At 40.2% G+C, this 22,917-nt stretch carries 18 protein-coding genes; 11 read left to right on the top strand and 7 right to left on the bottom strand.

The window, feature by feature from the left end; all coding sequences use genetic code 11:
- Positions 1–3 precede the first annotated feature (3 nt).
- Together L8106_RS07685 and L8106_RS07680 are read right to left on the bottom strand one after the other, a co-directional pair.
- Positions 4–435, bottom strand: a complete 432-nt coding sequence (locus L8106_RS07685; RefSeq protein WP_009783683.1) for a peroxiredoxin-like family protein — start codon at positions 433–435, stop codon at positions 4–6.
- Positions 436–601: 166 nt separating this feature from the next.
- A complete protein-coding gene (locus L8106_RS07680; protein ID WP_039895705.1) occupies positions 602–1,183 on the bottom strand; it encodes a TetR/AcrR family transcriptional regulator in 582 nt (193 codons plus the stop codon).
- 137 nt (positions 1,184–1,320) lie between these two features.
- Here L8106_RS07680 and L8106_RS07675 point away from each other — a divergent pair, with 137 nt between their 5' ends.
- The 4 genes from L8106_RS07675 to L8106_RS07655 all read left to right on the top strand — a co-directional run bounded on the left by L8106_RS07675 (position 1,321) and on the right by L8106_RS07655 (position 12,656).
- Positions 1,321–1,659, top strand: coding sequence for a P-II family nitrogen regulator (locus tag L8106_RS07675; protein WP_009783681.1), 339 nt, complete (start codon positions 1,321–1,323; stop codon positions 1,657–1,659).
- A 476-nt stretch (positions 1,660–2,135) separates the two neighbouring features.
- Positions 2,136–8,003, top strand: coding sequence for a PAS domain S-box protein (locus tag L8106_RS29445; RefSeq protein WP_009783680.1), 5,868 nt, complete (start codon positions 2,136–2,138; stop codon positions 8,001–8,003).
- A 14-nt stretch (positions 8,004–8,017) separates the two neighbouring features.
- A complete protein-coding gene (locus tag L8106_RS29440) occupies positions 8,018–10,114 on the top strand; it encodes a diguanylate cyclase domain-containing protein (protein WP_009783679.1) in 2,097 nt (698 codons plus the stop codon).
- Between the two features lie 454 nt (positions 10,115–10,568).
- Positions 10,569–12,656, top strand: a complete 2,088-nt coding sequence (locus L8106_RS07655; protein ID WP_009783678.1) for an elongation factor G — start codon at positions 10,569–10,571, stop codon at positions 12,654–12,656.
- Between the two features lie 230 nt (positions 12,657–12,886).
- On the opposite strand, the gene L8106_RS07650 is transcribed toward L8106_RS07655, so the two are convergent.
- Together L8106_RS07650 and L8106_RS07645 are read right to left on the bottom strand one after the other, a co-directional pair.
- A complete protein-coding gene (locus tag L8106_RS07650; RefSeq protein ID WP_232228441.1) occupies positions 12,887–13,378 on the bottom strand; it encodes a pentapeptide repeat-containing protein in 492 nt (163 codons plus the stop codon).
- 382 nt (positions 13,379–13,760) lie between these two features.
- The gene (locus tag L8106_RS07645) at positions 13,761–14,267 is read right to left on the bottom strand and encodes a hypothetical protein (protein ID WP_009783676.1); all 507 of its coding nucleotides are present in this window, start codon (positions 14,265–14,267) and stop codon (positions 13,761–13,763) included.
- Between the two features lie 71 nt (positions 14,268–14,338).
- Between L8106_RS07645 and L8106_RS07640 the strand changes: the two genes are divergently transcribed.
- Positions 14,339–15,256, top strand: a complete 918-nt coding sequence (locus tag L8106_RS07640) for a histone deacetylase (RefSeq protein ID WP_009783675.1) — start codon at positions 14,339–14,341, stop codon at positions 15,254–15,256.
- 344 nt (positions 15,257–15,600) lie between these two features.
- On the opposite strand, the gene L8106_RS07635 is transcribed toward L8106_RS07640, so the two are convergent.
- Positions 15,601–15,804 carry a DUF751 family protein gene (locus L8106_RS07635; protein ID WP_039895701.1) on the bottom strand — a complete coding sequence of 68 codons (204 nt, stop codon included), beginning with the start codon at positions 15,802–15,804 and terminating at the stop codon, positions 15,601–15,603.
- 229 nt (positions 15,805–16,033) lie between these two features.
- Between L8106_RS07635 and psb35 the strand changes: the two genes are divergently transcribed.
- The 4 genes from psb35 to L8106_RS29435 all read left to right on the top strand — a co-directional run bounded on the left by psb35 (position 16,034) and on the right by L8106_RS29435 (position 19,323).
- Positions 16,034–16,234 carry a photosystem II assembly protein Psb35 gene (gene psb35 / locus L8106_RS07630; protein WP_009783674.1) on the top strand — a complete coding sequence of 67 codons (201 nt, stop codon included), beginning with the start codon at positions 16,034–16,036 and terminating at the stop codon, positions 16,232–16,234.
- A 188-nt stretch (positions 16,235–16,422) separates the two neighbouring features.
- A complete protein-coding gene (purS, locus tag L8106_RS07625; protein ID WP_039895735.1) occupies positions 16,423–16,701 on the top strand; it encodes a phosphoribosylformylglycinamidine synthase subunit PurS in 279 nt (92 codons plus the stop codon).
- A 27-nt stretch (positions 16,702–16,728) separates the two neighbouring features.
- Positions 16,729–17,406: a phosphoribosylformylglycinamidine synthase subunit PurQ gene (gene purQ / locus L8106_RS07620; protein WP_009783672.1), complete on the top strand. Its 678-nt coding sequence runs from the start codon at positions 16,729–16,731 to the stop codon at positions 17,404–17,406.
- 423 nt (positions 17,407–17,829) lie between these two features.
- Complete coding sequence (locus L8106_RS29435; RefSeq protein WP_009783671.1) at positions 17,830–19,323, top strand: extracellular nuclease; 1,494 nt, start codon at positions 17,830–17,832, stop codon at positions 19,321–19,323.
- A gap of 114 nt (positions 19,324–19,437) precedes the next feature.
- Here L8106_RS29435 and L8106_RS07610 read toward each other — a convergent pair whose 3' ends face one another.
- A complete protein-coding gene (locus L8106_RS07610) occupies positions 19,438–19,971 on the bottom strand; it encodes a hypothetical protein (RefSeq protein WP_009783670.1) in 534 nt (177 codons plus the stop codon).
- A 90-nt stretch (positions 19,972–20,061) separates the two neighbouring features.
- Here L8106_RS07610 and ruvB point away from each other — a divergent pair, with 90 nt between their 5' ends.
- Positions 20,062–21,186, top strand: a complete 1,125-nt coding sequence (gene ruvB, locus L8106_RS07605; protein WP_009783669.1) for a Holliday junction branch migration DNA helicase RuvB — start codon at positions 20,062–20,064, stop codon at positions 21,184–21,186.
- A 2-nt stretch (positions 21,187–21,188) separates the two neighbouring features.
- On the opposite strand, the gene L8106_RS07600 is transcribed toward ruvB, so the two are convergent.
- The gene (locus tag L8106_RS07600; protein ID WP_009783668.1) at positions 21,189–21,569 is read right to left on the bottom strand and encodes a WGxxGxxG family protein; all 381 of its coding nucleotides are present in this window, start codon (positions 21,567–21,569) and stop codon (positions 21,189–21,191) included.
- Between the two features lie 409 nt (positions 21,570–21,978).
- On the opposite strand from L8106_RS07600, the gene L8106_RS07595 reads away from it, so the two are divergent.
- Positions 21,979–22,884 (top strand): mechanosensitive ion channel family protein, encoded by a 906-nt coding sequence (locus tag L8106_RS07595; protein WP_009783667.1) that lies wholly within the window; start codon positions 21,979–21,981, stop codon positions 22,882–22,884.
- The last annotated feature ends 33 nt before the right edge of the window (positions 22,885–22,917 follow it).

Genomic DNA, 22,917 nt, shown 5'->3' with positions numbered 1-22,917 from the left:
TAATCAAAATTTTTTTGCGACTTGATTTCCGACATCACTCAAGACTTCAAAGGTGAGTTCGTTCTTTTCTAGTGTTGATAGAGAATGGTCAGGTGTTTGGGGAGAAATCGCCACTAACTTTGCTTTAAATTGTTCGATTTCAGGCAAATATTTCTGTAGAGTTCGCAGTTCTAAATTACAATAAGGACACCATTCACCTCGATAAAAAGTAATTACAGTTGCCCCAGATTTGAACAATTCCTTGATTTCGACTGTTTCGCCTACTGCATTCGGGAGTTGAAAATTTGGAACTTGATCACCGACTTTTAACGCTTTTTCAACAAGTCCTGATTTGACTAAATATTCTGTGGCTTGATCCATGACTGCTTTGATATCTTCAGCATTATTTGCTCGCAGTTTGTTTTGTAGATTTTGCAGTTCTTGAGTCAAATTCATCGTTGATCTCCTTTTTATAACGATTGTTCCAGTTATTTTTAAAAAATAGAGTTTTCGGCAGTTACTTTCTTTGAGAGGACAACTTGGAAAACCAGTGAATTTATTTTTTCATATTTTTAGAATAACAATTCTGGAACGAATAGTCAAGTATTTGGAACAAGTTTCCTCAATCCAAGACAGAGAGAAGGATTTGGATGATTTCTTTCAAAGCTTGGGGATCAGGATTCACTTTGGAGATTACTCGTAACCCTTGTAAGTTACAGGTCAAATAACGCGCTAAAGCAGGTAAATTCTGATTGGCCGAAATTTCGCCTTTTTCCTGCGCCCGTAATAAAGCTGTATAGAAAGCCTGTTCAATGCGTTGGAGGTTCTTGGTAACTTGCTGGGCTGTATCGGGGTCGTGGGGACAAAGTTCAACGACGGTATTGGTGACAAAGCATCCCCGAGGTTCGGTGTCTGCAACGATGCGATCTACTAAACTCTTAAAGTGATCAATAATAGCTTGTTTGGAGGCATCTGGGGCTTCTAAACGGGCAATCGCACGGCGAACAATTGTCTGATCATAGTGGGCGATCGCTTCGAGAAACAAAGATCGTTTATCCCCAAAAGTATCATACAGACTCCCTCGATTGATTCCCATACTTTCAATCAAATCCTGGACAGACGTTCCTTCGTAGCCATAACGCCAAAACGTCTCCATTGCCTTTGCTAGAACTTCTCCGCGATTAAACTCCTTGTGCCTTGCCATAACTTGTATTGAGGATGAGACATAATCACTTTATCATTTTTGGAATGATCAGTAAAATATTTGATTTAAAAATAAGAGCAAAAATCTGTTATGAAAGATACAGAAATTAGATTTGGAAAATCTCAGGAGTTGCAATGATGAAAAGAATAGAAGCCCTGATCCGTCCCGTCCAGTTTGACTCAGTAGTCACGGCTTTAGTGGAAGCTGGAATTGTGGGTATGAGTGTCACAAATGTTCGGGGTTATGGTCGCCAGAAAGGTCAAACTGAATCTTATCGGGGAGTCAAACACGTTATTGAGTTTCATCCCAAAATGAAGCTAGAAATCGTAGTTGAAGATGAAGTGTGTGAGTTCGTTGTCGAAAAATTGGTGGAGGCGGCGCAAACAGGTCAAATTGGTGATGGTAAGATTTTTATTCAATCGATGGAACATATCATCCGCACTCGTACAGGTGAAAGCGATTTAGAAGCCCTTTAACCCAGCATCAAGAGATTAAAGAAGCGAGCGAGATAAACTATGCTAGAACTGTTGCTATTCGTGTAATGGAGTTAGCGATGATCTTCATGGTGTTGAGAATTGTTGTTTTTGCATCAATCATAGTGTTGGGGTTGGGGAATGGGTTTACTGAGGCGTAATCCCTAACGCCTAATTTATTGGTTCAAACAGAATCGGTAGCGTATATTTATTGTTTAATATAATATTAAACAATATATGCTATATTAACATATCAACTTTTATTGTTTTTTACTTGATGGGACTTTTAGTGTAAAATATTCGTGTAGAGGGTTATTTTAAAATAATTAAAACAAATGTTAAGCACAAGAAATTTTCAAGTTTAATGAGTCTACCTTAAAAATTATCATAAAAACCAGAAAAACTCGAGTAAATTTTTTAAGGTTATTACAAAGTTCAGTAAAAACAGCAAATTTTTTTGAGATCAAAAAGTTAGACTAATGCTGATCAAACCCTTGAACCAATGGATAAAAACAACTTTCAACGAGATTCCCCTTCGCACGGTGTTGATTGTGCCTTTTGTCCTGCAAATTTTGGGTACTGTGGGAGTAATTGGTTATTTATCTTATCGCAGCGGACAGCAAGCGGTAGAAGAACTCACAAACCAACTAATGACAGAAATCGGCGATCGCATTACTCAAAATCTCGACGATTATTTACAGACGTCTATTGATATTACCCAAATCAACGCCAAATCAATCAGTTTAGGTCTATTAAACTGGCAGAATAAATCGCAATCAGAAGATTACTTTGTCGAACAAATTAACACATTTTCTCAGGTCAGTTCTATCTATATCGCTACCGAACAAAAAGACTTTTTTGTTGTGGCTAAACCTGAACCGGATTCTTTAGTGATACGAGAGTGGAATCCCCGCACGGGAGATCTGGAAAACTATGTTGCTAATTTACAAGGAAACCGCCTTTATTTACGAGATACTATTCCCAATTACGATCCTCACAACGATCCTCCCAGTCAGCCTTGGTATCCAATGGCAAAAGCCGCAAAAAACGGCACTTGGCAAACGGTTACTTCAGGCGTAAAAAAATCCAATTTAATCTTAGTTCTGGTTCATTCTTTACCCTTCTATGATTCCGAAGGTAATTTTCAAGGGGTTCTGGGTGCAACGGTTTTTCTAGATAAAATGAGTGAGTTTTTGCGTCAATTAAAGATCGGGAAAACCGGACAAGCTTTTATTATGGATAACGAAGGATATTTAATTACCACTTCAACCGATGAATTGCCCTTTCGTGTAACAGATTTTTCTCCTGAATTAGAGACTTCAAACCCTCAAAAATGGCGACTTTCTGTAGAAGATAGCCGCCACCCCGTGACTCAAGCGGCGGGAAAGTATGTCAGAGGGAAGTTGGGTAATTTAAACTCAATTAATCATGCTGCTAAATTTAAAATAAAAGGAAAAAATAAATGGTATTTCATCCGAGTTATACCCTATTCCTTAGATGATGATTCTAACTGGTTTATTGTGATAACCGTGCCTGAATCCGAGTTTATGGAAAAAATAAAAAAAAATGTTAATGAAACAGTGTTTTTGTGCGTTTTGGCTATATTAATTGCAACTTTAATTGCCATTTTAAAAGCAAAGTTTGTTTTAAAATCTATTAAAAAATTAAATTCAGCTACTCAAGAACTCGCCCAAAATAATCTCCTTAATCCTCTGGAAAAAACGAGGATTAAAGAAATCAATCAACTCACCGATTCTTTTGCTGAGATGGCTGCTCAACTGAACTCATCATTTCAAGCCTTAAAACTGAGTGAACAGCGATTTTCAAGCTTACTTGATAATATTCCTATTGGCGTGAGTATATTGGATCGAAACGGACAGCATATTTTGATTAATAAAGTTAGTGAACAAATTTTAGGACAAGGAATTAAAACCACTTCATACGACCAAATTTCAGAAGTTTATCAAGTTTATATTGCGGGAACAAATCAACTCTATCCCACCGAAGAATTACCTGGATTCCGATCTTTAAAAGGGGAAAAAGTACAGGTTGATGATATGGAAGTGGAAGTCAACGGTCGTCGGATTCCTCTAGAGGTAACATCAATTCCAGTTTTCGATGAATGGGGAACAGTACATTACTCTATCATCGCGTTTCAAGACATCACAGAACGTCATCATATCGAACAACTACAGAAAAATTATCAACAGCAACTCGAACAAGAAATTACAGAACGAACTCTAGCTTTACAAAAAAGTGAAGAACGATTAAAATTAGTCATTGCGGCGATGGGAGAAGGAATTTGGGATTGGGATATAATTAATAATACTGCTTGGTGGTCTCCACAACTTTATAAACTTCTCGGCTTGTCAGTTGCAGAGATTGAAGCCGATCCAGTCCCTCAATTCTCTAACTTCGTTCATCCCGACGATCGCGATCACCTTCAGCAAGCTCTAACCGATCATTTAGAAAACAATCATCCCTATATTATCGAGTTGCGAGTTCAACGATCCGATGGTCGCTATCGTTGGTTTTTAATCAAAGGACAAGCTTCAAGATATCCAAACGGTAAACCCGAGCGTATGGTCGGTTCATTTTCTGATATTACCAATCGCAAACAGATTGAAGAAAAACTCGGCAAAACTGAACAATGGCTGCAACAATATAGCCGTCAATCGCCCAGTTCAATTTATACCCTGGTTCTAGAACCCGATGGCCGTCTTTGGTTTGAATATACCAGTTCGGCGGTGGAAACTATCCATGAAGTCACCCTAGCACAAGCGCTGGAAAATGCTAATTTGGTGATTGAGCAGATGCACCCTGACGATCGCGCGGGTTATCTTGCGGCTTGGACTCGAAGCGCCGAATCTTTGGAGTTGTTCTCCCACGAGTGGCGAATTATTACCCCCACAGGCCAACTTAAATGGTTGCAGGCAACATCCAAACCGGAACGACGCAGCAATGGGGCGATCGCGTGGCATGGGGTGATTCAGGATATTAGCGAACACAAACAGGCTCAAGAAGCTTTACGCCGAAGTGAAGAAAGATTTCAAGAATTAGCTGCCGCTTCTCCCGGAGTGATTTACACTGTGATTGAATATCCGAACGGCCCGGTGTGCTACGAATATTTAAGTCCGGCTTTTGAAGACATTCACGAAATTTCTGTGGAGTCCGTTCTCGAAGATGCCACAATTACTTTTAACCAAATACATCGAGATGATCGAGACGGTTATAAACAAGCGATAAAAGAAAGTCTCGAAAGCGGGAAACCCTTCAAATATGAATGGCGAATTTTCACACCTTCAGGGAAAATTAAATGGATTCAAGCCAATTCTCGACCCCAAAGACGCGAAAATGGTGAAATTGCTTGGCATGGGGTCGTTCAGGATATTAGCGAACGCAAACAAGCACAAGAATTACTGCATCAATCCGAAGCCCGTTATTTGTCGATTTTAGAGTATCAAACCGAACTCGTTACCCGATTTAAACCCGATGGTAAGTTGAGTTATGTTAATGAGGCTTTTTGTCGCTATTATGGTGTTTCCAGAGACGAGGTAATTGGACATTGCTATCAACCTCGAATTTACCCAGAAGATCAACCGATTATTGATCGCTGTCTGGCTCAACTTTCTCCTCAACAACCCGTCGGGATTGTTGAACATCGAGTGATTGTTAATGGTGAAGTGCGTTGGATGCAATGGACAAACCAAGCCATTTATGATACCGAGGGAAACTTAGTCGAATTGCAGTCGGTTGGTCGCGATATTAATGATCGCAAACGAGTAGAAGAATTACTGCATCAATCAGAAGCCCGTTATTTATCGATTTTAGAGTATCAAACTGAATTCATCACCCGATTTAAACCCGATGGAAAGTTGAGTTATGTTAATGAGGCTTATTGCCGCTATTTTGGTATTTCTAAGGAAGATTTTCTTGGACACTGTTATCAACCGATCATTTATCCAGAAGACCAAGCTACTATTGATCGCTATCTCGCTCAAATTTCTCCTCAACAGCCTGTCTTTAATATTGAAAATCGAGTAATTGTTAATGGTGAAGTGCGTTGGACGCAATGGACAAACCAAGCCATTTATGATACTCAGGGAAATTTAGTCGAATTACAGTCAGTGGGTCGCGATATTAATGATCGTAAACAAGTCGAACTTGCTCTAAAAAGAGTCAATCAACAACTACAAGCCTTTTTTGATTATTCACCTGCAATCATCCATATATTTGATGCTGAGATGGTTTATCGGCGGGTAAATCGAGCCTTTGCTAACCTGTTCAATCTTTCCGAAGAACAAATTGTTGGACGAACCTTTGGTGATTTTTTTCCTGAAGAAATTGTTAACCGTTTTCGCACCCGAGTTAAGATACTTGTTGATGGTGGTAAACCCTTGATAATCGAAGATGAACTTGTTATTAATGACCAATCTAAAATCTTTGAATCTATTCTCTTTCCCTTAATAGATGACAACGGTAAATTCACCCTGTTTGGGTCGATTGTTACTGATATTAGCGAGCGTAAACAAGCAGAATTAGAACTGCGTAAAAGTCGAGATTTACGAGATGCAATTTTCCATGAATCTGCGGATGCAATTTTCTTGGTTGATGTCGATAGTATTTTAATCGTTGATTGTAACCGTCGAGCCGTTGAACTGTTTGAAGCTCAAAAGCGAGAAGAATTAATTGGTATAGCAGGTTATACATTACAAAAACAGCCCTTTACTCCCCAGGAAATTGAATACAGTCGAAATGAAGTGAATCAAAAAGGATTTTGGAATTTAGAGGTTGAATATATTACAAAAAAAGAGAATACTTTTTGGGGAAATCTTGCCGTTAAGCCAATTTATATTGGGGATCAAATGTTTCATTTGGTTCGAGTGACAGATATCAGCGATCGCAAACAGATTGAACTAGAACTACAAAAAGCCAAAGAAGTTGCCGAAGCCGCCAGCGAAGCAAAAGGTGCTTTTATTGCTAATATGAGCCATGAATTACGTTCCCCGCTGAATGCAATATTAGGATTTTCTCGTCTTTTGAAAAATAATTCTCAGATCTCACTTGATGAGCGTAAGAATGCTGAAATTATCTATCGTAGTGGTGAGCATTTATTAAACCTGATTAATCAAGTTTTGGATTTAGCTAAAATTGAAGCAAACAGAATAACAGTTGAGCCTACTGACTTGAATCTTGATCAGCTAATTGACGATATTTATAATATGTTTTATCTCAAAGCTCAAGAGCAAGGATTGAATTTCAATGTACAGAAAACATCTGATGTTCCCTGTTCTATTTGTACTGATGAAATCAAACTCCGTCAGGTTTTCATTAATCTCTTGAGTAATGCTTTAAAATTCACGAAACGAGGATTTATTACCCTGAATATTAGTGTAAAATCTAAAAAATCAGACAATAATGTGATGCTCAATTTTGAAGTCGAAGATACAGGAGTGGGTATTGCACCGGAAGAACAAACGGATATTTTTGAAGCCTTTAATCAAAGCCAAGCGGGAAAACAAGTTAAAGAAGGAACTGGACTCGGTTTAGCAATTAGTCGAGAATTTATCAAATTAATGGGGGGTGAAATTTCTGTAGAAAGTCAAGTGAATATCGGGAGTAAATTTCAGTTTTATATTGTCGCCAAAATTGTTGATAAAATTCCCCAAAAATTATTTTTTAAAGAAGATAAAATTATCAGTTTAGCTCCCCAAACTCCCCTTTATCGCCTGCTTGTTGTTGATGATAGTTCTGCGAATCGACAGTTATTACTTCAACTCCTCAGCCCTCTAGGATTTGCTGTACAAGAAGCTGAAAATGGGGCGGAAGCGATTACCCTTTGGCAACAATGGCATCCTGATTTAATCTGGATGGATTTACGAATGCCCGAACTAGATGGTTATCAAGCAACAAAACAAATTCGCGATCAAGAACAATCGAAAAAGCCAAAACAACCCGTAGTGATTATTGCCGTTTCTGCTAATAAATTAGGAGACGATTACCAAACTCTGGGCTTCAATAACTTTATTTATAAACCTTTTAAAGAGTTAGAAATATTTACAGTCTTACAACAACATTTGGGTGTAGAATACAGCTATGCTCAAGAAGATTCCGAAGAAAGTCAAAAACCGATGAATCTTGAACAGTGGATGGAAGCCTTCGCTCTTTTATCTGATGATATACTCCAGGAACTAGAAGAAGCCCTAATATTTGGTGATCCTAGCCAAATTCGGCAAATCATTGAGTTACTCCGTCAGCATAATCATCACCTCGCTGAAACTCTGAGTGTCTGGGCTGATCAGTTTGAGTACACTCGGATACTCGATTTAATTCATTTAGTTCGTTAAAAAATAGAAATGTTATGTCTATTCTTAATCATATTCTGATTGTTGATGATACTCCAGCAGACTTAAACTTATTAATCAAGATTCTCTCAAGTTGTGGATATCATACTCGCATTGCACCGACAGGGAAACTCGCTATAGAATCAGCTAAAGTGTCTCCACCTGACTTGATTATGTTGGATATCAAACTCCCTGATATTGATGGATATTCTGTCTGTCAGCAGCTAAAATTAGACGAGAAAACCTTTCACATTCCGATTGTTTTTTTGAGTGCGCTTGATGGAGTATTCAACAAAGTCAAAGCCTTTGAAGTTGGGGGCGCAGATTATGTCACTAAACCCTATGAATCTGAGGAAGTCTTAGCCCGAATTAAATTTCATTTAGCTCATCAAAAACTCCTCTACCAACTCGAAACTCAAAACCGACAATTACTACAGCAAGAAGAACGTTGGCAATTATTACTGAAAGGAACAGGTGACGGCATTTTTGACTGGAATATAAAAACCGGGGAAGCGTTTAAGTCGATTACACTTAAAGCAATGTTGGGTTACACCGATGAGGAGATGAAAAATGATTTGGAAGCCTGGAAAAATCTTCTTCATTCTGAAGATTGTGAGCGAGTTTTAACTGCTCTCAATGATTATCTCACCCGCAAAGTTTCTAGTTTCAAAGTTGAATATCGTTTACGCTGCAAAGATGGCAGTTACAAATGGATTTTGGCACGAGGACAAGCAGTTTGGGCTGAAGATAATACTCCCCTGCGGATGATTGGCTTTCATCAAGATATCAGTGAACGTAAAAAAAATGAGCTTATTAATCAACAAATGACTGATGATTTGCGCCGCAGTGAAGCAAAATTTAGAGGGGCATTTGATACCATTACAGCCGGAATGTGTTTGGTGTCTATATTGGGAAAAATTATCGATGTTAACGCGGCTCTTTGTCAGATGTTTGAGTATGATTCGGCTGAACTTCTCTCCCTTCACCTCAGTGATTTAATCTTTGTCGATGATCAAACCCTTGATGATCAATTAGCCCAACAAATGTTTAGGGGTGAAATTCCGGGTTATCAAATTGAAAAGCGATTTTTAACCCAATCTAATCAAATCATTTGGGGGCTGATGAATATTTCGTTAATGTATGACCAGAAAAATTCACCTCATTACCTCATTGTTCATATTGTTGACATTAGCGATCGCAAAAAAATTGAAGCCGCCCTCTGCAAAAATATAACGACTCAACGAGCGATTTTAAAAGCGATTCCCGATCTGATGATTCGTCTTGATCGCAACGGAATTTGTAAAAGTATTGGTTTAGGTAAAAGTCTCCAAAAGTTTAGTCGTATTCCCTATATTCTCCAGCAATCGATTTATCAAACTTTACCGCCTCGGTTAGCTGAACAACAAATGTATTATATTTGCCAAGCTTTAACAACAAATGAACGACAAATCTATGAATATTCTCTCGAAGTTGATGGAGAACTCCATTATCAAGAAGCTCGTGTGGTTAAACTCGATGATCATGAAGTCTTGATGATGATTCGGGATATTAGCGATCGCAAACAATCGGAAATTAAACTACAACAAGCTAATTTTACTTTAGAAAAACTGGCGCATACCGATGGTTTAACTCAAATTGCTAATCGTCGCTATTTTGATGATTATCTTATCAAAGAGTGGCAGCGTTTAAGACGGGAAAAACAATATTTATCTTTGATTTTATTAGATATTGATTATTTTAAATTTTATAATGATTTTTATGGGCATCAATCCGGAGATAAATCCTTAATTTCAATTGCTCAAGCTATCAAAAAAACTTTAAAACGTCCAGCCGATTTAGTCGCCCGTTATGGGGGAGAAGAATTTGTAGTTGTTCTTCCGAATACAAACCAAAAAGGAGTGATTAATATTGCTCAACAGATTCAGCAAATGATTCGCACATTGGCGATTGTTCATCAAAAGTCTCAGGTGAGTAATATTATTACCCTGAGTCAGGGAATTGCCTGCACTATTCCTAATTCTAAAACCTCACCCGCTCAATTAATCGCTCAAGCAGACAAAGTATTATACACCGCCAAACAACAAGGACGCAATCGATATATTGTCTCGTCGTAGTCAGGTAAGAGGCAAAAGAGGGGATAGGGAAGATTCATCATTGATCGCGGGTTTGCAATATTCAGTTACAAAACTTTCAAAAAATAAATATTGTATTTTTTAGTTAAGCGTTGGTGATTCGTGACCAAAAGATTATAAATTATAGAAGTAGCGAACCTCGATCTCAGACGCATTGAGGATAGAACATTTCAGAGATTGAAGTCAACGCTAAAAACACCTAACATCTTCGATTGGATAGCTGATCGCTTGATTCTGATCTGTTAGTTCGAGATCAACCGCAAGAAGAATTGACCAAAACCAACGTTTATCCAATGGTCACAATGATGTTTTTTGTCAAATTTGAGCTTGAATTTAAACCTGAAAACATCCTTAAAAATTTATGTTTTTGTGCAAACTTTTGTTTGTAATTGCAGCATTTTAATTCATTCATTTGACGAGTACAGGAGACGGTACGATGAAATCAAATATCCCCTCAGACAACCGTAATATTGCGATTGTAGGCCCCTATCTTAGCGGTAAAACTGCACTACTCGAAAGTATCCTGCACATCACAGGAGCAACCACCCGTAAAGGAACAGCAAAAGAAAACAACCGGGTCGGAGATGCTGCGCCCGAAGCCCAAGACCGCAATATGACCGTTGAAGTCAATGCCGCTAGTACCCAGTACGGCGGCATTCGTTTTACATTCCTGGACTGTCCAGGTTCGGTAGAATTTGCCCAAGAAACTTATAATGCCCTCGTGGGGGCGGGGTTAGCCGTGGTGGTTTGTGAACCCGATACCCACCGTATTTTAACGCTTTCACCCTTGTTTAAATTCCTTGATGACTGGGAAATTCCTCACCTGGTGTTTATAAATAAAATGGATCGGGCGTTTACGGATGAAGAAAGCTGCAAAACCAACTATAGTGAACTTCTCGCCGCCCTAAAAACCGTTTCTTCCCGCCCTGTTGTACCTCATCAATACCCCATCGCCCAAGGACAAGAACTGGTGGGCTTTATTGATCTGGTGACTGAACAAGCCTATCATTATCATCCGGGTGCTGCTTCTGATCCGGTTGCACTTCCCGATGAACTCTCTGAAGCCGAACATCTCGCCCGTCAACAGATGTTAGAGGAGTTAGCGAACTTTGACGATCATCTTCTCGAAGAACTGATCGAAGATATTAAACCGCCCCAAGATGAAATTGTCAAAGACTTGAAAATGGAACTGGGTGCTGACTTAATTGTTCCTGTGTTTCTGGGGGTTGCAGAGGCGGAGTATGGTGTGCGTAGTCTATTAGATGCGATGGTTCGGGAAGCCCCGGAACCGTTTGTTACAGCCCATCGTCGCGGACTCAAACTCCAAGCCGATCTGCCTATTGCTCAAGTGTTGAAAACCTATTACACTCCCCAAGGTGGTAAACTGTCGTTAGTGCGGGTGTGGCAAGGTGAACTGACTGAAGGTATTGTTCTCAATGGAGTACGGGCGGCGGGAATGTACCGTTTGATGGGTCAACAAACAGAAAGCCTCCAGATCGCGAAAACAGGTGAAATTGTTGCCTTAGCGCGGATGGATAGCATTCAAACCGGAGATACCCTGACAACAGAACCCCAAGAGGTGAAAGCGTTACCGAAAGTCGAGATTTTACCCCCTGTGTTTGCGTTAGCCATTACTCCTGACAACCGCAAAGATGAAGTGAAGCTGACATCGGCTTTAAGTAAAATGTTGGAAGAAGATCCGGCGTTGGTTTGGGAACAACACGGTGATACTCACGAAATCATTTTATGGGGTCAAGGGGAAATTCACCTGCAAGTGACTTTAGATCGGTTGCGTCGCAAGTATAATCTACCGATGACGACTCATTTACCCCGTGTTCCCTACAAAGAAACGATTCGTAAAACGACTCATTCTCACGGACGTTACAAACACCAAAGCGGCGGACATGGACAGTTTGGGGATGTGTATCTCGATATTCAACCGTTAGGACGGGGTGAAGGGTTTAATTTTAACGATACGATTGTTGGGGGCGTTATTCCGAAACAGTATATTCCGGGCGTCGAAACTGGTGTGCGTGAATCTCTCGAACAGGGGCCGTTGGGTTTCCCGGTGGTGGATGTGGCGGTGACACTCACTAACGGATCATATCATGCGGTCGATAGTTCTGAACAGGCGTTTAAACAGGCGGCACGGTTGGCGATGCAGACGGGGATGACGAATTGTGATCCGATTTTACTCGAACCGATCGCTGTGGTTGAATTTTCTGCACCTAATGAATTTACTTCCCAGATGTTTCAGTTAATTACGGGACGACGGGGACAGGTGTTAAATTATGAAGTGATCATGGGTTGGAAAGGTTGGGATAAAATTACCGCTTATTTGGCTATCTCAGAGATGCAAGATTTGATTGTAGAATTGCGATCGCTGACGATGGGTGTGGGTTGTTTTCAGTGGAAATATGATCATCTCCAAGAAGTTCCAGAGAAGTTGGCTGACAAGGTGATTGCGAGTGGCGCTGACTCGGAAAATGGGAATGGAAATGGAAATGGAAATGGCAAAGGTTAGATAATTGAGCGGTTGTCCGGTTGATTGATTTTGTCTCTAGGATTTGATCAATCGGACGTCAACTCGATTTTACTGTTTTTAAGTGATCAGGTGTTGAATAAAAGTTCAAGCGTATATTCAGGTTTACCCAGAAAGCCTTCATCTTCTATGATACGGAAAATTCCCCCAATTGTCAATCTTTTTGATGCCGATTTTCTAGAGAGAATAGAGGAACATTGGATAGGGGAAACTCAAGAAGAAATAATCGCTGTCCAAAGTTCTGTTCCGAGTAATAAAGCTTCACTTAAATCTGTGTCTTGTAAGTTAGTTTTGAATAGATTAACTTTATAAAACATTGTTCCTTTCATGCTAGCGCCACGCAGGTCGGCTTCACTGAGATCTGTATAAATAAATTTGGCTTCATTTAAGTTAGCACCCCGTAGATCAGCCCCTTTAAGATTAGCTTTAAACAGTTTAGCTTGGGTTAAGTCAGCGGCTTTTAAATCTGCATAAATCAGTTTAGCCCCAGTCAAATCAATATGAGATAAGTTAGCATTACTCAAGTTGGCAAATAAGTGAGCATCTTTGAGATTAGCTCGACTCAGGTTTGCACCTTGCAGATTTGCCTGCCATAATAATATACTAGGTAAAATAGCATCCTGCAATTCTGCGCCCGGAAGTTCTACCCCCATAAAACCTCGTTTTCCGGCTGCATAACGCTCGATCAATTCCTTGGCGCTCATGGGTTTGTGGATGGGGTTTTTGTCATCGTTTGTCATATAAAATTAAAAATCACTCACTAATGATCTATTCTGTTATAACTTGATGTTAAATTTAATGGTATCGGTTTGGGGAATATTCTCAATTAAAAATCCAAATCATGCTGATCTGATCAACAATTGCTGAAATTAATTTTGTTGTCTATAGAAAGAAGATCCAGCTTTGATCTACATTTTACAATCTCAGAAACATGACCCTTTAAACCCTTTACCCTGGACACAAAACTCGATTATTCTTCAGGGTCAACGTTGATGCAAGTGCTTTCAATATTGAATAGGTTAAACTTTACTGGATATCAATGGAACCCGAGAAGAAACAGCCCAGACTTTTGTGGGTTCGTGAAAACTACATTAGTTTCTGTTTCAACTGTTCTAACTTTTCTGGAGTCAAACTCACTTTCACCTCTAGCAATTGTTCAGGATCTCGCAACAGAATAGTTCCACTTTTTCCGACAGCAATCTCTGGATTTTTTAAGTCTAAAATCCGATATTTAACTTGGGGAAATTCAACTCGGATGACAATATTAGTTTGAGATTGAGAAAAAACATACAACTGCTGACGTAGCGGATCTAACTCTAACTTACTTGCGGTAATACTGCGTTCTTGATCACTTTTTGGCTTAGACCAATATAAGGTAATTCCTCGCAACTGAGGATTGACGATCAAAAACACTTCATCAAACTTTTGAGACTCCCAATTGATCTGGCTTAAATCTCCATTTTCCGGAATTAAACGCTGTTGCCAAGTAATCTCCTGTCCTTCAATATCAGCCCACCACTGACGAATAGTTTCTAGGTCAGTTGCATTTTCGGGGTTGCTGCTGCCATACTGCCAAGTGATTGTTGATGTCATAATACCTTCCCAAGCCAATGTGATCAAATTATTGAGTAACCTACTTTCTACTCTAGCCTTTCAGCATCATTATGGATTTACCGATTGTCTATCATTCCGATTATGTCGCCCCTTTACTCCCAGGTCATCGTTTCCCGATGTCAAAGTTTAGGCTACTCTATCAAATGTTACTCGCTGATGAAGTGATCGAACCCTCCCAAGTTCATACGCCCGAACTTCCGCCCTCAGAATGGATAGAATTAGTCCATGATCGTGATTATGTACAAGCCTACTGTCAGGGAACACTTGACCCCAAAGCCCAACGTCGTATCGGTTTACCCTGGAGTCCTGCTTTAGCAAACCGGACTTGTATCGCAGTCGGAGGGGCGGTTTTAACGGCTAAACTCGCTTTAAGTCATGGACTCGCTTGTAATACCGCAGGAGGCACTCATCACGCTTTTCCCAATTTAGGAACTGGATTTTGTATTTTTAATGATATCGCGATCGCTGCTCGCACTATTCAAAATTTAGGACTCGCGCCAAAAATCTTAATTCTTGATTTAGATGTACATCAAGGGGATGCGACGGCTTTTATTTTTCAAGATGATCCGAGTGTTTTTACTTTTTCCATGCACTGTGAGGCGAATTTTCCCGCCCGGAAACAAAAAAGTGACTTGGATGTCGGGCTTCCGGTGGGGATGGAAGATGAGGCTTATTTATACACCTTGGGGAAGTATTTAGAAGATCTATTATCAGAGGTTAAACCCGATTTAGTTTTTTATGATGCGGGGGTGGATACTCACGTTGATGATCGTTTGGGGAAGCTTGCTTTAAGTGATACTGGACTCTGGCGACGAGAGATGCAAGTTCTTAGCAGTTGTGTTCGTTTGGGTTATCCGGTGGCTGGAATTATTGGCGGAGGCTACTGTGATGACATGGCTGCTTTAGTCTATCGTCACTCGATTTTACATCGGGCTGCCACTCAAGTCTATCGGCAATATCGACTTTGAACAACTTCAGCAATTGTTAATTTAATGTCTCGACAAGAAGACAACTCCGTTTTACAATTTTTATAACTAAAGATAGATAATGGCGATTTTCTTCTTGTTGATTCAGAGAAGAAAGTTAGGGTGTAGAGTTTTTCGTGAGATGGATTAACTGTTCTCCATTCTCATCCGTTGAAAATGAGAGCTTGTGTGCGAATCAGGGTGTAAAATGATTAAAAAGCTCGGTTTCTCTCAGTATTATGGCTATTGTCTTGAGATGATAGCTGAAAATAAGTAAATCAGGAGTCGGCATTTATTTTGACCATTATTCCGACTCCCAATGTCTAAAAGTTGCCAGTTGCCACCAACTATACTGGACTTAATCCCAACATAGCTCGTAGCGTAAAAAACGTAAAGGCAAAAATGCCACCCATCAAACCCACGAGGGTGATCGCCGTCAGGGGTCTCTCCATGTAAGGCTTCAACTTATCAAACAAAAAGAAAAATATCCCCAAGGTAAAGGTGATAAAGTAGCGGGGGTAGCGCGAAAGGTTATCTAAAAAGTCTTTCATGGGTGGTTTGGATTAATTCAGTGATCTCATCTTGTAGTGGTAGCACTTGTTTGTCGTTTCAACAATACAAATCAGTTGAAAAAACCGATCATAAGTCTTCGGGATGAAAACGATGTCAAGGCGGCGAATATATGCCCCTACCCAGGATTTGAGTCTGATCGGGTAAGGTGGTAATCTAGGGTTTGCTAGCTTTCTTGATCAAACATTGATACTCGACATGAAGATTTTAATGGAAGTGACTACAAATGTAGCTTATCAAGATTATGTACAATGGGCGTTACTGGGAATTCTTGCGGCTGGATTTCTAGCTGCAACGATTATTGGTTCGATCGCCTGGTATAATTCTAAGCGTCCGGCAGGTTGGGAAGATGCTGATGCTCCTGGTTGGGTTCCCAAAGTCGATGCTGACAAAGAGAAACCGGGTCAATAATGATCAGTCTGTAGGGGCGTATGGCATACGCCCATGATATTTGTTTTCACCCGGTAGGATCTTGGGCAAATTGGGTATATTTACTGGGGAGTACAAACAAAAATTAATTCATTGATTTGAAATGAATAGATCTTAAAATGTCTCCGTTTGATGGATAATAAGAATGTTTGGTTAAACTTGGCTTGATTGTGACCCAAAAGTATTACGCTCAAATTTATGTCACCCTTCGTCCTTCTGTCTTAGATCCGGCAGGTGTCGCGGTTCGATCCGGAGTTCAACAGATGGGCTATGACAATGTAGAACAGATCCGAATTGGCAAATATATCGAACTGACTCTCAATGCCAGTAATGAAGATGAAGCGAAAACTCAACTGGATCGCATTTGTGATTTACTGCTGGCGAACCCCGTTATTGAAACTTATCGATTTGATTTGACTCCCGTTTCTTCGGAAGTTAAAACAACTTAAACTTAGATTTTATTTAACCATTATTCCATGAAATTTGGTGTTGTTGTTTTTCCCGGTTCTAATTGCGATCGCGATGTTGTTTGGGTGACTCAAGGGCTTTTGGGTCAACCGACTCGGATGATTTGGCATCAAGATACGGATATTTCTGATATTGATGTGATGGTGATTCCGGGTGGGTTTAGCTATGGTGATTATCTGCGGTGTGGGGCGATCGCTCGTTTTTCTCCGGTGATGCAGGCAACTCTCGAACACGCCAAGCAAGGAAAGTCTGTGATTGGTATTTGTAATGGCTTTCAGGTGTTAACGGAATTGGGATTATTACCCGGAGCGTTAGTCAGAAATCGCGATTTACACTTCATTTGCGATCGCGTACCGTTAACGGTTGTGAATAATAAAACACTCTGGACAACTGGTTATTTAGCCAACGAAGTGATTAATCTCCCGATCGCACACGGAGAGGGATGTTACTATTGCGATGAGAATACAATAGCAGAATTAGAGGCAAATAATCAAGTGGTTTTTCGCTACGGTTCGGTTCCCACTCCCAACAGTGATGCTGAAAATATTAACGGTTCATTGAATAATATTGCGGGAATTTGTAATCGTCAGGGGAATGTTTTAGGAATGATGCCCCACCCCGAACGAGCTTCTGATCCCAGTTTAGGACAGACCGATGGGATGAAGTTATTTAAAAGTTTATTATAAAAAATAAAGCTGAATTATTAAATTATTTGAATGCGATTAAGGGATAAAATACCTAATTCCTGCGGCAAAAATCCCTGTATAGAAAGATTGCAGACAAAATATTTATAGGAAATACAAACAATAATGCTACACATCTTTCTCCCCACCTCCCCACCTCCCCACCTCCCCATCGATCATTTGTAGCAAATATTTAAGGATTTCATATTATAGGCTTGATTGGAATTCAGAAAAAAGGATTGAATTAACCCGATTTTCTCTCGCTCATTTCAAACATTTGATTAACTTTTGTACTAAAAATATTGTCATCAACTCCAAACTAAAAACTATAATTTAAACTATAAAGCATAAACGGTGTAGATAAACCCTAGTAGAGACTATAGGGCAATTTATGCTTGTCAGAATTTATGATGTAGGAGAAAAAAAATGGCAGGTCAACGATATGCAAATGCGATTAATAATCTAGGAGCAAATGTCCAAATCAATGTAGCTTCATCAGAGATTAGACCAAATGTACCGATTCAATTTACAGCCTATCCCATAGGTGCAGCTCCAGGTCTTGTCCCGAATCTTAATATTCGGTTTAATGCTGAGGCAAATGTACCGGGTTTTCTCTCGGGTACAAATATTGACTTTGCCGGAAATGGAAGTCCAGAAGTCTTATCATTTCCCGTCGGATTTCCCGTTGGAGAAGGTGCCGTTGTCCGAGTTAGTTCCTTTGCGAATACGGGACCTTTTTTGTTTGAAGTGAGTGCAGAAACTCCGAATAACTCTGCGCCTATTGCCGAACCCCAAGGCATTATCAACACGTCTCGAAACCTAAATGGATTTGTGGGTCGAAGTGATACTGAGGATTGGTATCAATTTGTCGCACCTCCCACCGCCGGAAACTTTACGTTCAGACTCTCAAATTTAGTCGATAATGCAGATTTTAGAATATTTCGAGATGATGGTTCTCTGCTGAATCAAGGCATCAATACAGGGGTCACAGAGGAGCAAGTCCAAGTTCCTCTCGAAGCCAACCGAACTTATTTTGTTCAAGTTTCTAACCTTCCCAATGGTTCAAACTTGAGTGATGCGGGTGCGACATCGACTCCCTATAATTTAGAGATTACTCCAGGAACAGGTGGAGAAACATCTGTGTCGGTGAGTGCATTGGGAAATCCTTCTGAAGTCGGCCCAACTCCAGGTACATTTGAGATCTCGCGGACAGGAGATACAACTACTCCCCTCACTGTCAATTTCAGCGTTGGAGGAACAGCCACTTTTGGAACTGACTATAATCAGACAGGCGGAACACTTAACGCCACCAACGGCACGGCGACGATTCCGGCTGGACAAAATAGTACCAATATTACGATTAACCCCGTTAATGATGGGATTGCGGACTTGAATGAAACCATTGAAATTGGCTTACAAGCGGCTACAGGTTATACGGTGAGTTCTCAAGGGAGTGCAACTCTGAGTATTCTAGATGCTTCTTCTCCAACAACAACAGGCGAACGAGTGTCTCGTTACTGGGATACGAATGCACTTTCACATTTCTTTACGGCTGATCCGGGAGAACAACAAGCAACGAATGTCAATCCTCAATTTAATAACGAAGGGTTTGAATTTCAGTCGGAAGGAAGCAATGTACTTGAACGTTTTGTCAACTCAAAAGGCGGCTATTTCTACAGCAGTAATCCGAGTGAAATTGCTTTTGTACAAAGCTTACAAGAATGGCAAGCTTCTCCTTCTGGTGTAGCGATTCAAGTGTCTTCAACTCAACAACCGGGAACATTGCCTGTATTCCGAGCCTATAATCTGATTTCAGACGGTCACTTCTATACGATTGATCCCAATCAAGCGGCGTTTGCAGATTCCCTTCCGGATTTTAGGCTTGAGGGAGTCTCTTTCTACGCGAAACCAGTCGTCTAAGCGAAACCTGAGAGTGATCAAACAACGATGGTTCTGAAAAAACAGGGTTGCATCTTGAATTTTAAAGACATCATTTCCAGCGCGATCGCAGAGGAACGTTCATTTAGATTTATCCTAAATCAAAGGATGTATTGCCTGTATGATCGCTTCTTTTTGTTCGGCATCATAACCCCAACGTTCGAGAAAACTTTGGTATTCACCCCCTCCTGTTTTTGCACTTTCTAAAAGTTGCTTGACCATTGTATATAAAACAGGAGTATTCAAAGATTGGATCAAGTGAACTGAACGGGATCGGACTCGACCTGAACTGGCGGCCATTTCTTCCCGTTTGTTGCGACGATGATGAACCCCCATAGCCGCAGACATCGCCGCATTTTTGATCAGCAGATCAGGGACTTCGGGAGAGGCTTCTAAACCCCGTATAACTGCTTCTGAGGGACGATCAACAAAATCACGAGGATCGGTGAGATAGGTGACAAAAAACCCCCTCGCGCCATTGTGAGTTTTAACTAAATTCGCGATCGCGGTTTGGGTTTCCGACTCGGATAGGGCGTTTGCAGCCATGTCCTCCAGTAACGTTTGAGTTTGGGCGATCGCTTGTTCAAAGGTGAGATCTTCGGAATTGGACTCAGTAGAGGGAGAAGTCATAAAAAAAGGTGAATAACTTGATACCATTTTTGAGATTATCAGCATTGTGGCACAATGAAGAAATCCGACGGAAGGTAAAATTCGCCCGTCATGGCAATTATTTCATCAAAATCACAACCAACTGACCCCAATTCCCCCAAAAAGCGGGCATCTGTAGGTTCGGAAACCGCCGAAAAATCTCAATCTCGTGACGATCATCTTCTGGAACCTCAAGAAACAACTGATGAGCAAGTTAACCCCAAACAAGATGAATCCATTCGACCGCAGCGTATTTGTGATTATATCGGTCAAAAGGATTTAAAAGAAGTCCTGGAAATTGCGATCGCTGCGGCGAAATCTCGCAATGAAACCCTGGATCACTTATTACTGTACGGGCCACCGGGGTTAGGAAAAACAACAATGGCGTTGATTTTAGCGTCGGAAATGGGGGTTACTTGTAAGATTACCACGGCTCCGGCTATTGAAAAACCGCGTGATATTGCCGGATTATTAGTGAATCTTAAACCGGGCGAAATTCTGTTTATTGATGAAATTCACCGCTTATCAAAAATGGCGGAAGAAATACTTTATCCGGCGATGGAAGATTGCCGTCTCGATATTACCATTGGTCAAGGTCGATCTGCAAAAACTCGCAGTATTCCACTGACTCCATTTACGATTGTTGGGGCGACGACTCGCATCGGAGCGTTAACATCTCCTTTACGCGATCGCTTTGGATTAATTCAACGGTTACGGTTTTATGAAGTGGATGAATTAAGTTTAATTGTAGAACGCACCGCTAAGTTATTAAATACCCCCATTAATCCTGATGGTGCTGAAGAAATTGCCCGTCGTTCACGAGGGACTCCCAGAATTGCCAATCGTCTGTTAAAACGAGTACGAGATTATGTGGAAGTTAAGGCTTCAGGGCCGATTACGGGGGAGATTGCCGCCACTGCTTTACAACTGTTTAATGTTGATCCAATGGGATTAGATTGGACGGATCGGCATCTCTTACAAAAGATGATTGAAAACTTTAACGGTGGGCCTGTTGGTTTGGAAACAATGGCAGCAACAACGGGCGAAGATGCTCAAACGATTGAGGAGGTTTATGAACCTTATTTAATGCAAATTGGTTTTTTACAACGCACTCATCGCGGACGATTAGCAACTGCTTCAGCGTGGAAACATTTAGGGTATTCGCCGCCGGAAGAACAGTTATCTCTCTTTCCTTAGCGTTAGTAATCTCTAGTGGGTGTTCTCACTACGTTTGGATCGGTTTCATAGTGATGAACGACTTTTTCTTTTCCTTTACCTGCGAGTCCGAATAAACCCAATAAACCGAGTAACCCTAACCATCCCCAGTTGGCTTTTTGTTCGACGACATTCGCTGTTTCTGCTACCTGTTGTTGAGCATCTGTGGCGGCTTCGTCAGTGGCTTCTAATAGATTTTGCCCAGCATCTTGAAGATTTTCTCCAGCTTGATCTAAGTTTTCTTCAGCATTGTTAGGAGTGTTATTGTTATTTTGAGAAAAAGCGGGGCGATGAAACGGAAATAGCAGCAAACTCACCGCGATTAAACTTGTTGCCAGAGTTGTGTAAAAAAGATGTTTTTTCATGGTTAAATTTCCTTTTATTTTTGATAAAAAGTTGAAATTGATATTTTTTATTTTCTTAAGTATATCAAATTTAATCCTTGAAAGGCTTCTATCTGAGGAGGTAAACTGATCAGGCTTTTATTTTATATTTGGAAAATTTAAGCGGTTTTATCGAGGGAGTTTGAAGCCTTTTTTCAAACCAGGAGAGGATAGACATAACCGTAATTTGATAATTTATACCCTAAGATAGACTATTGAATTTTTGAGTTATGGTATAATAACTTAGGATTTTTCTGTGCATCTCTCAATATTGAGCTTTAATTTTGAGTTCACCCGAAAGAATTTCATCAATACAATGTAATATCGGGTACATCTACATTAATTTTGAAGAACCCAAATAGTTAAAATAAAGGACTAATTTTCTATCATCATGGATCAGTTGTTTAACACCGTAAAAGACAGTATACAAGAGATGGTTGGCAGTGGGGTTAAACTTATCCCGGCAATTTTAATAGCTCTGGTTATCATTTTTTTGACTCGTTATGCTACTAAATTTTTCAGACAAATTGTTTCAAAAATAGCGAGTCGAACTATTCGCAGTCGATCTTTACAATTACTTCTAATCAAAACCAGTGATGTTGGGATTTGGGTTATTGGTATTGTTTTATCTTGTGTTATTGCTTTTCCCGGTTTACGGTTAGGAGATGTTATTGCGACTTTAGGGCTAAGTTCTGTTGCGATTGGATTTGCCTTTCAAGATATCTTTAAAAACTTTTTGGCGGGGATTTTATTGCTCGTTCAAGAACCCTTTCAAATTAATGATCAGGTGATTATTGGGGACTATGAAGGAACAGTAGAACAAATCGATATTCGCACAACCAGAATTCGGACTTACCAAGGAGAACAAGTTTTAATTCCGAATGCAACGGTGTTTACCAGTGCAGTTCAAGTGAGGACGGCTTTTGCTTACCGACGAACTGATTTAGGAGTTGGTGTTGATTATAATACGTCTTTACGCCAAGCATCTCAACTTCTCAAAGAAACAATTTCTCAAGTCGAAGGGGTGTTAGGAAATCCGGAAATAGAAATAGATTTAGTGAGTTTTGGAGATAGTTCAATAGACTTTATTGTTCGCTACTGGACTAAACCTCAACAAAAGATGGTTCGTCAAGTTCAAACTCGGGCAATTGTAGCGATTAAAGAAGCCTTTGATCAAGCAGATATCAATATTCCTTATCCAATTCGGACGCTTTACTTCTACAATCAGGATCAGTATAATGATTATATGCCGACACCGAATTCTGATGGGCGTTCTGAAGATGCGTTGCGTCTGTAAAAAACATCACAACCCATAAAATAAAAATCCATA

This window comes from Lyngbya sp. PCC 8106, from assembly GCF_000169095.1.
Classification (GTDB): domain Bacteria; phylum Cyanobacteriota; class Cyanobacteriia; order Cyanobacteriales; family Microcoleaceae; genus Capilliphycus.
This window is presented reverse-complemented; position numbering and strand designations above follow the sequence as displayed.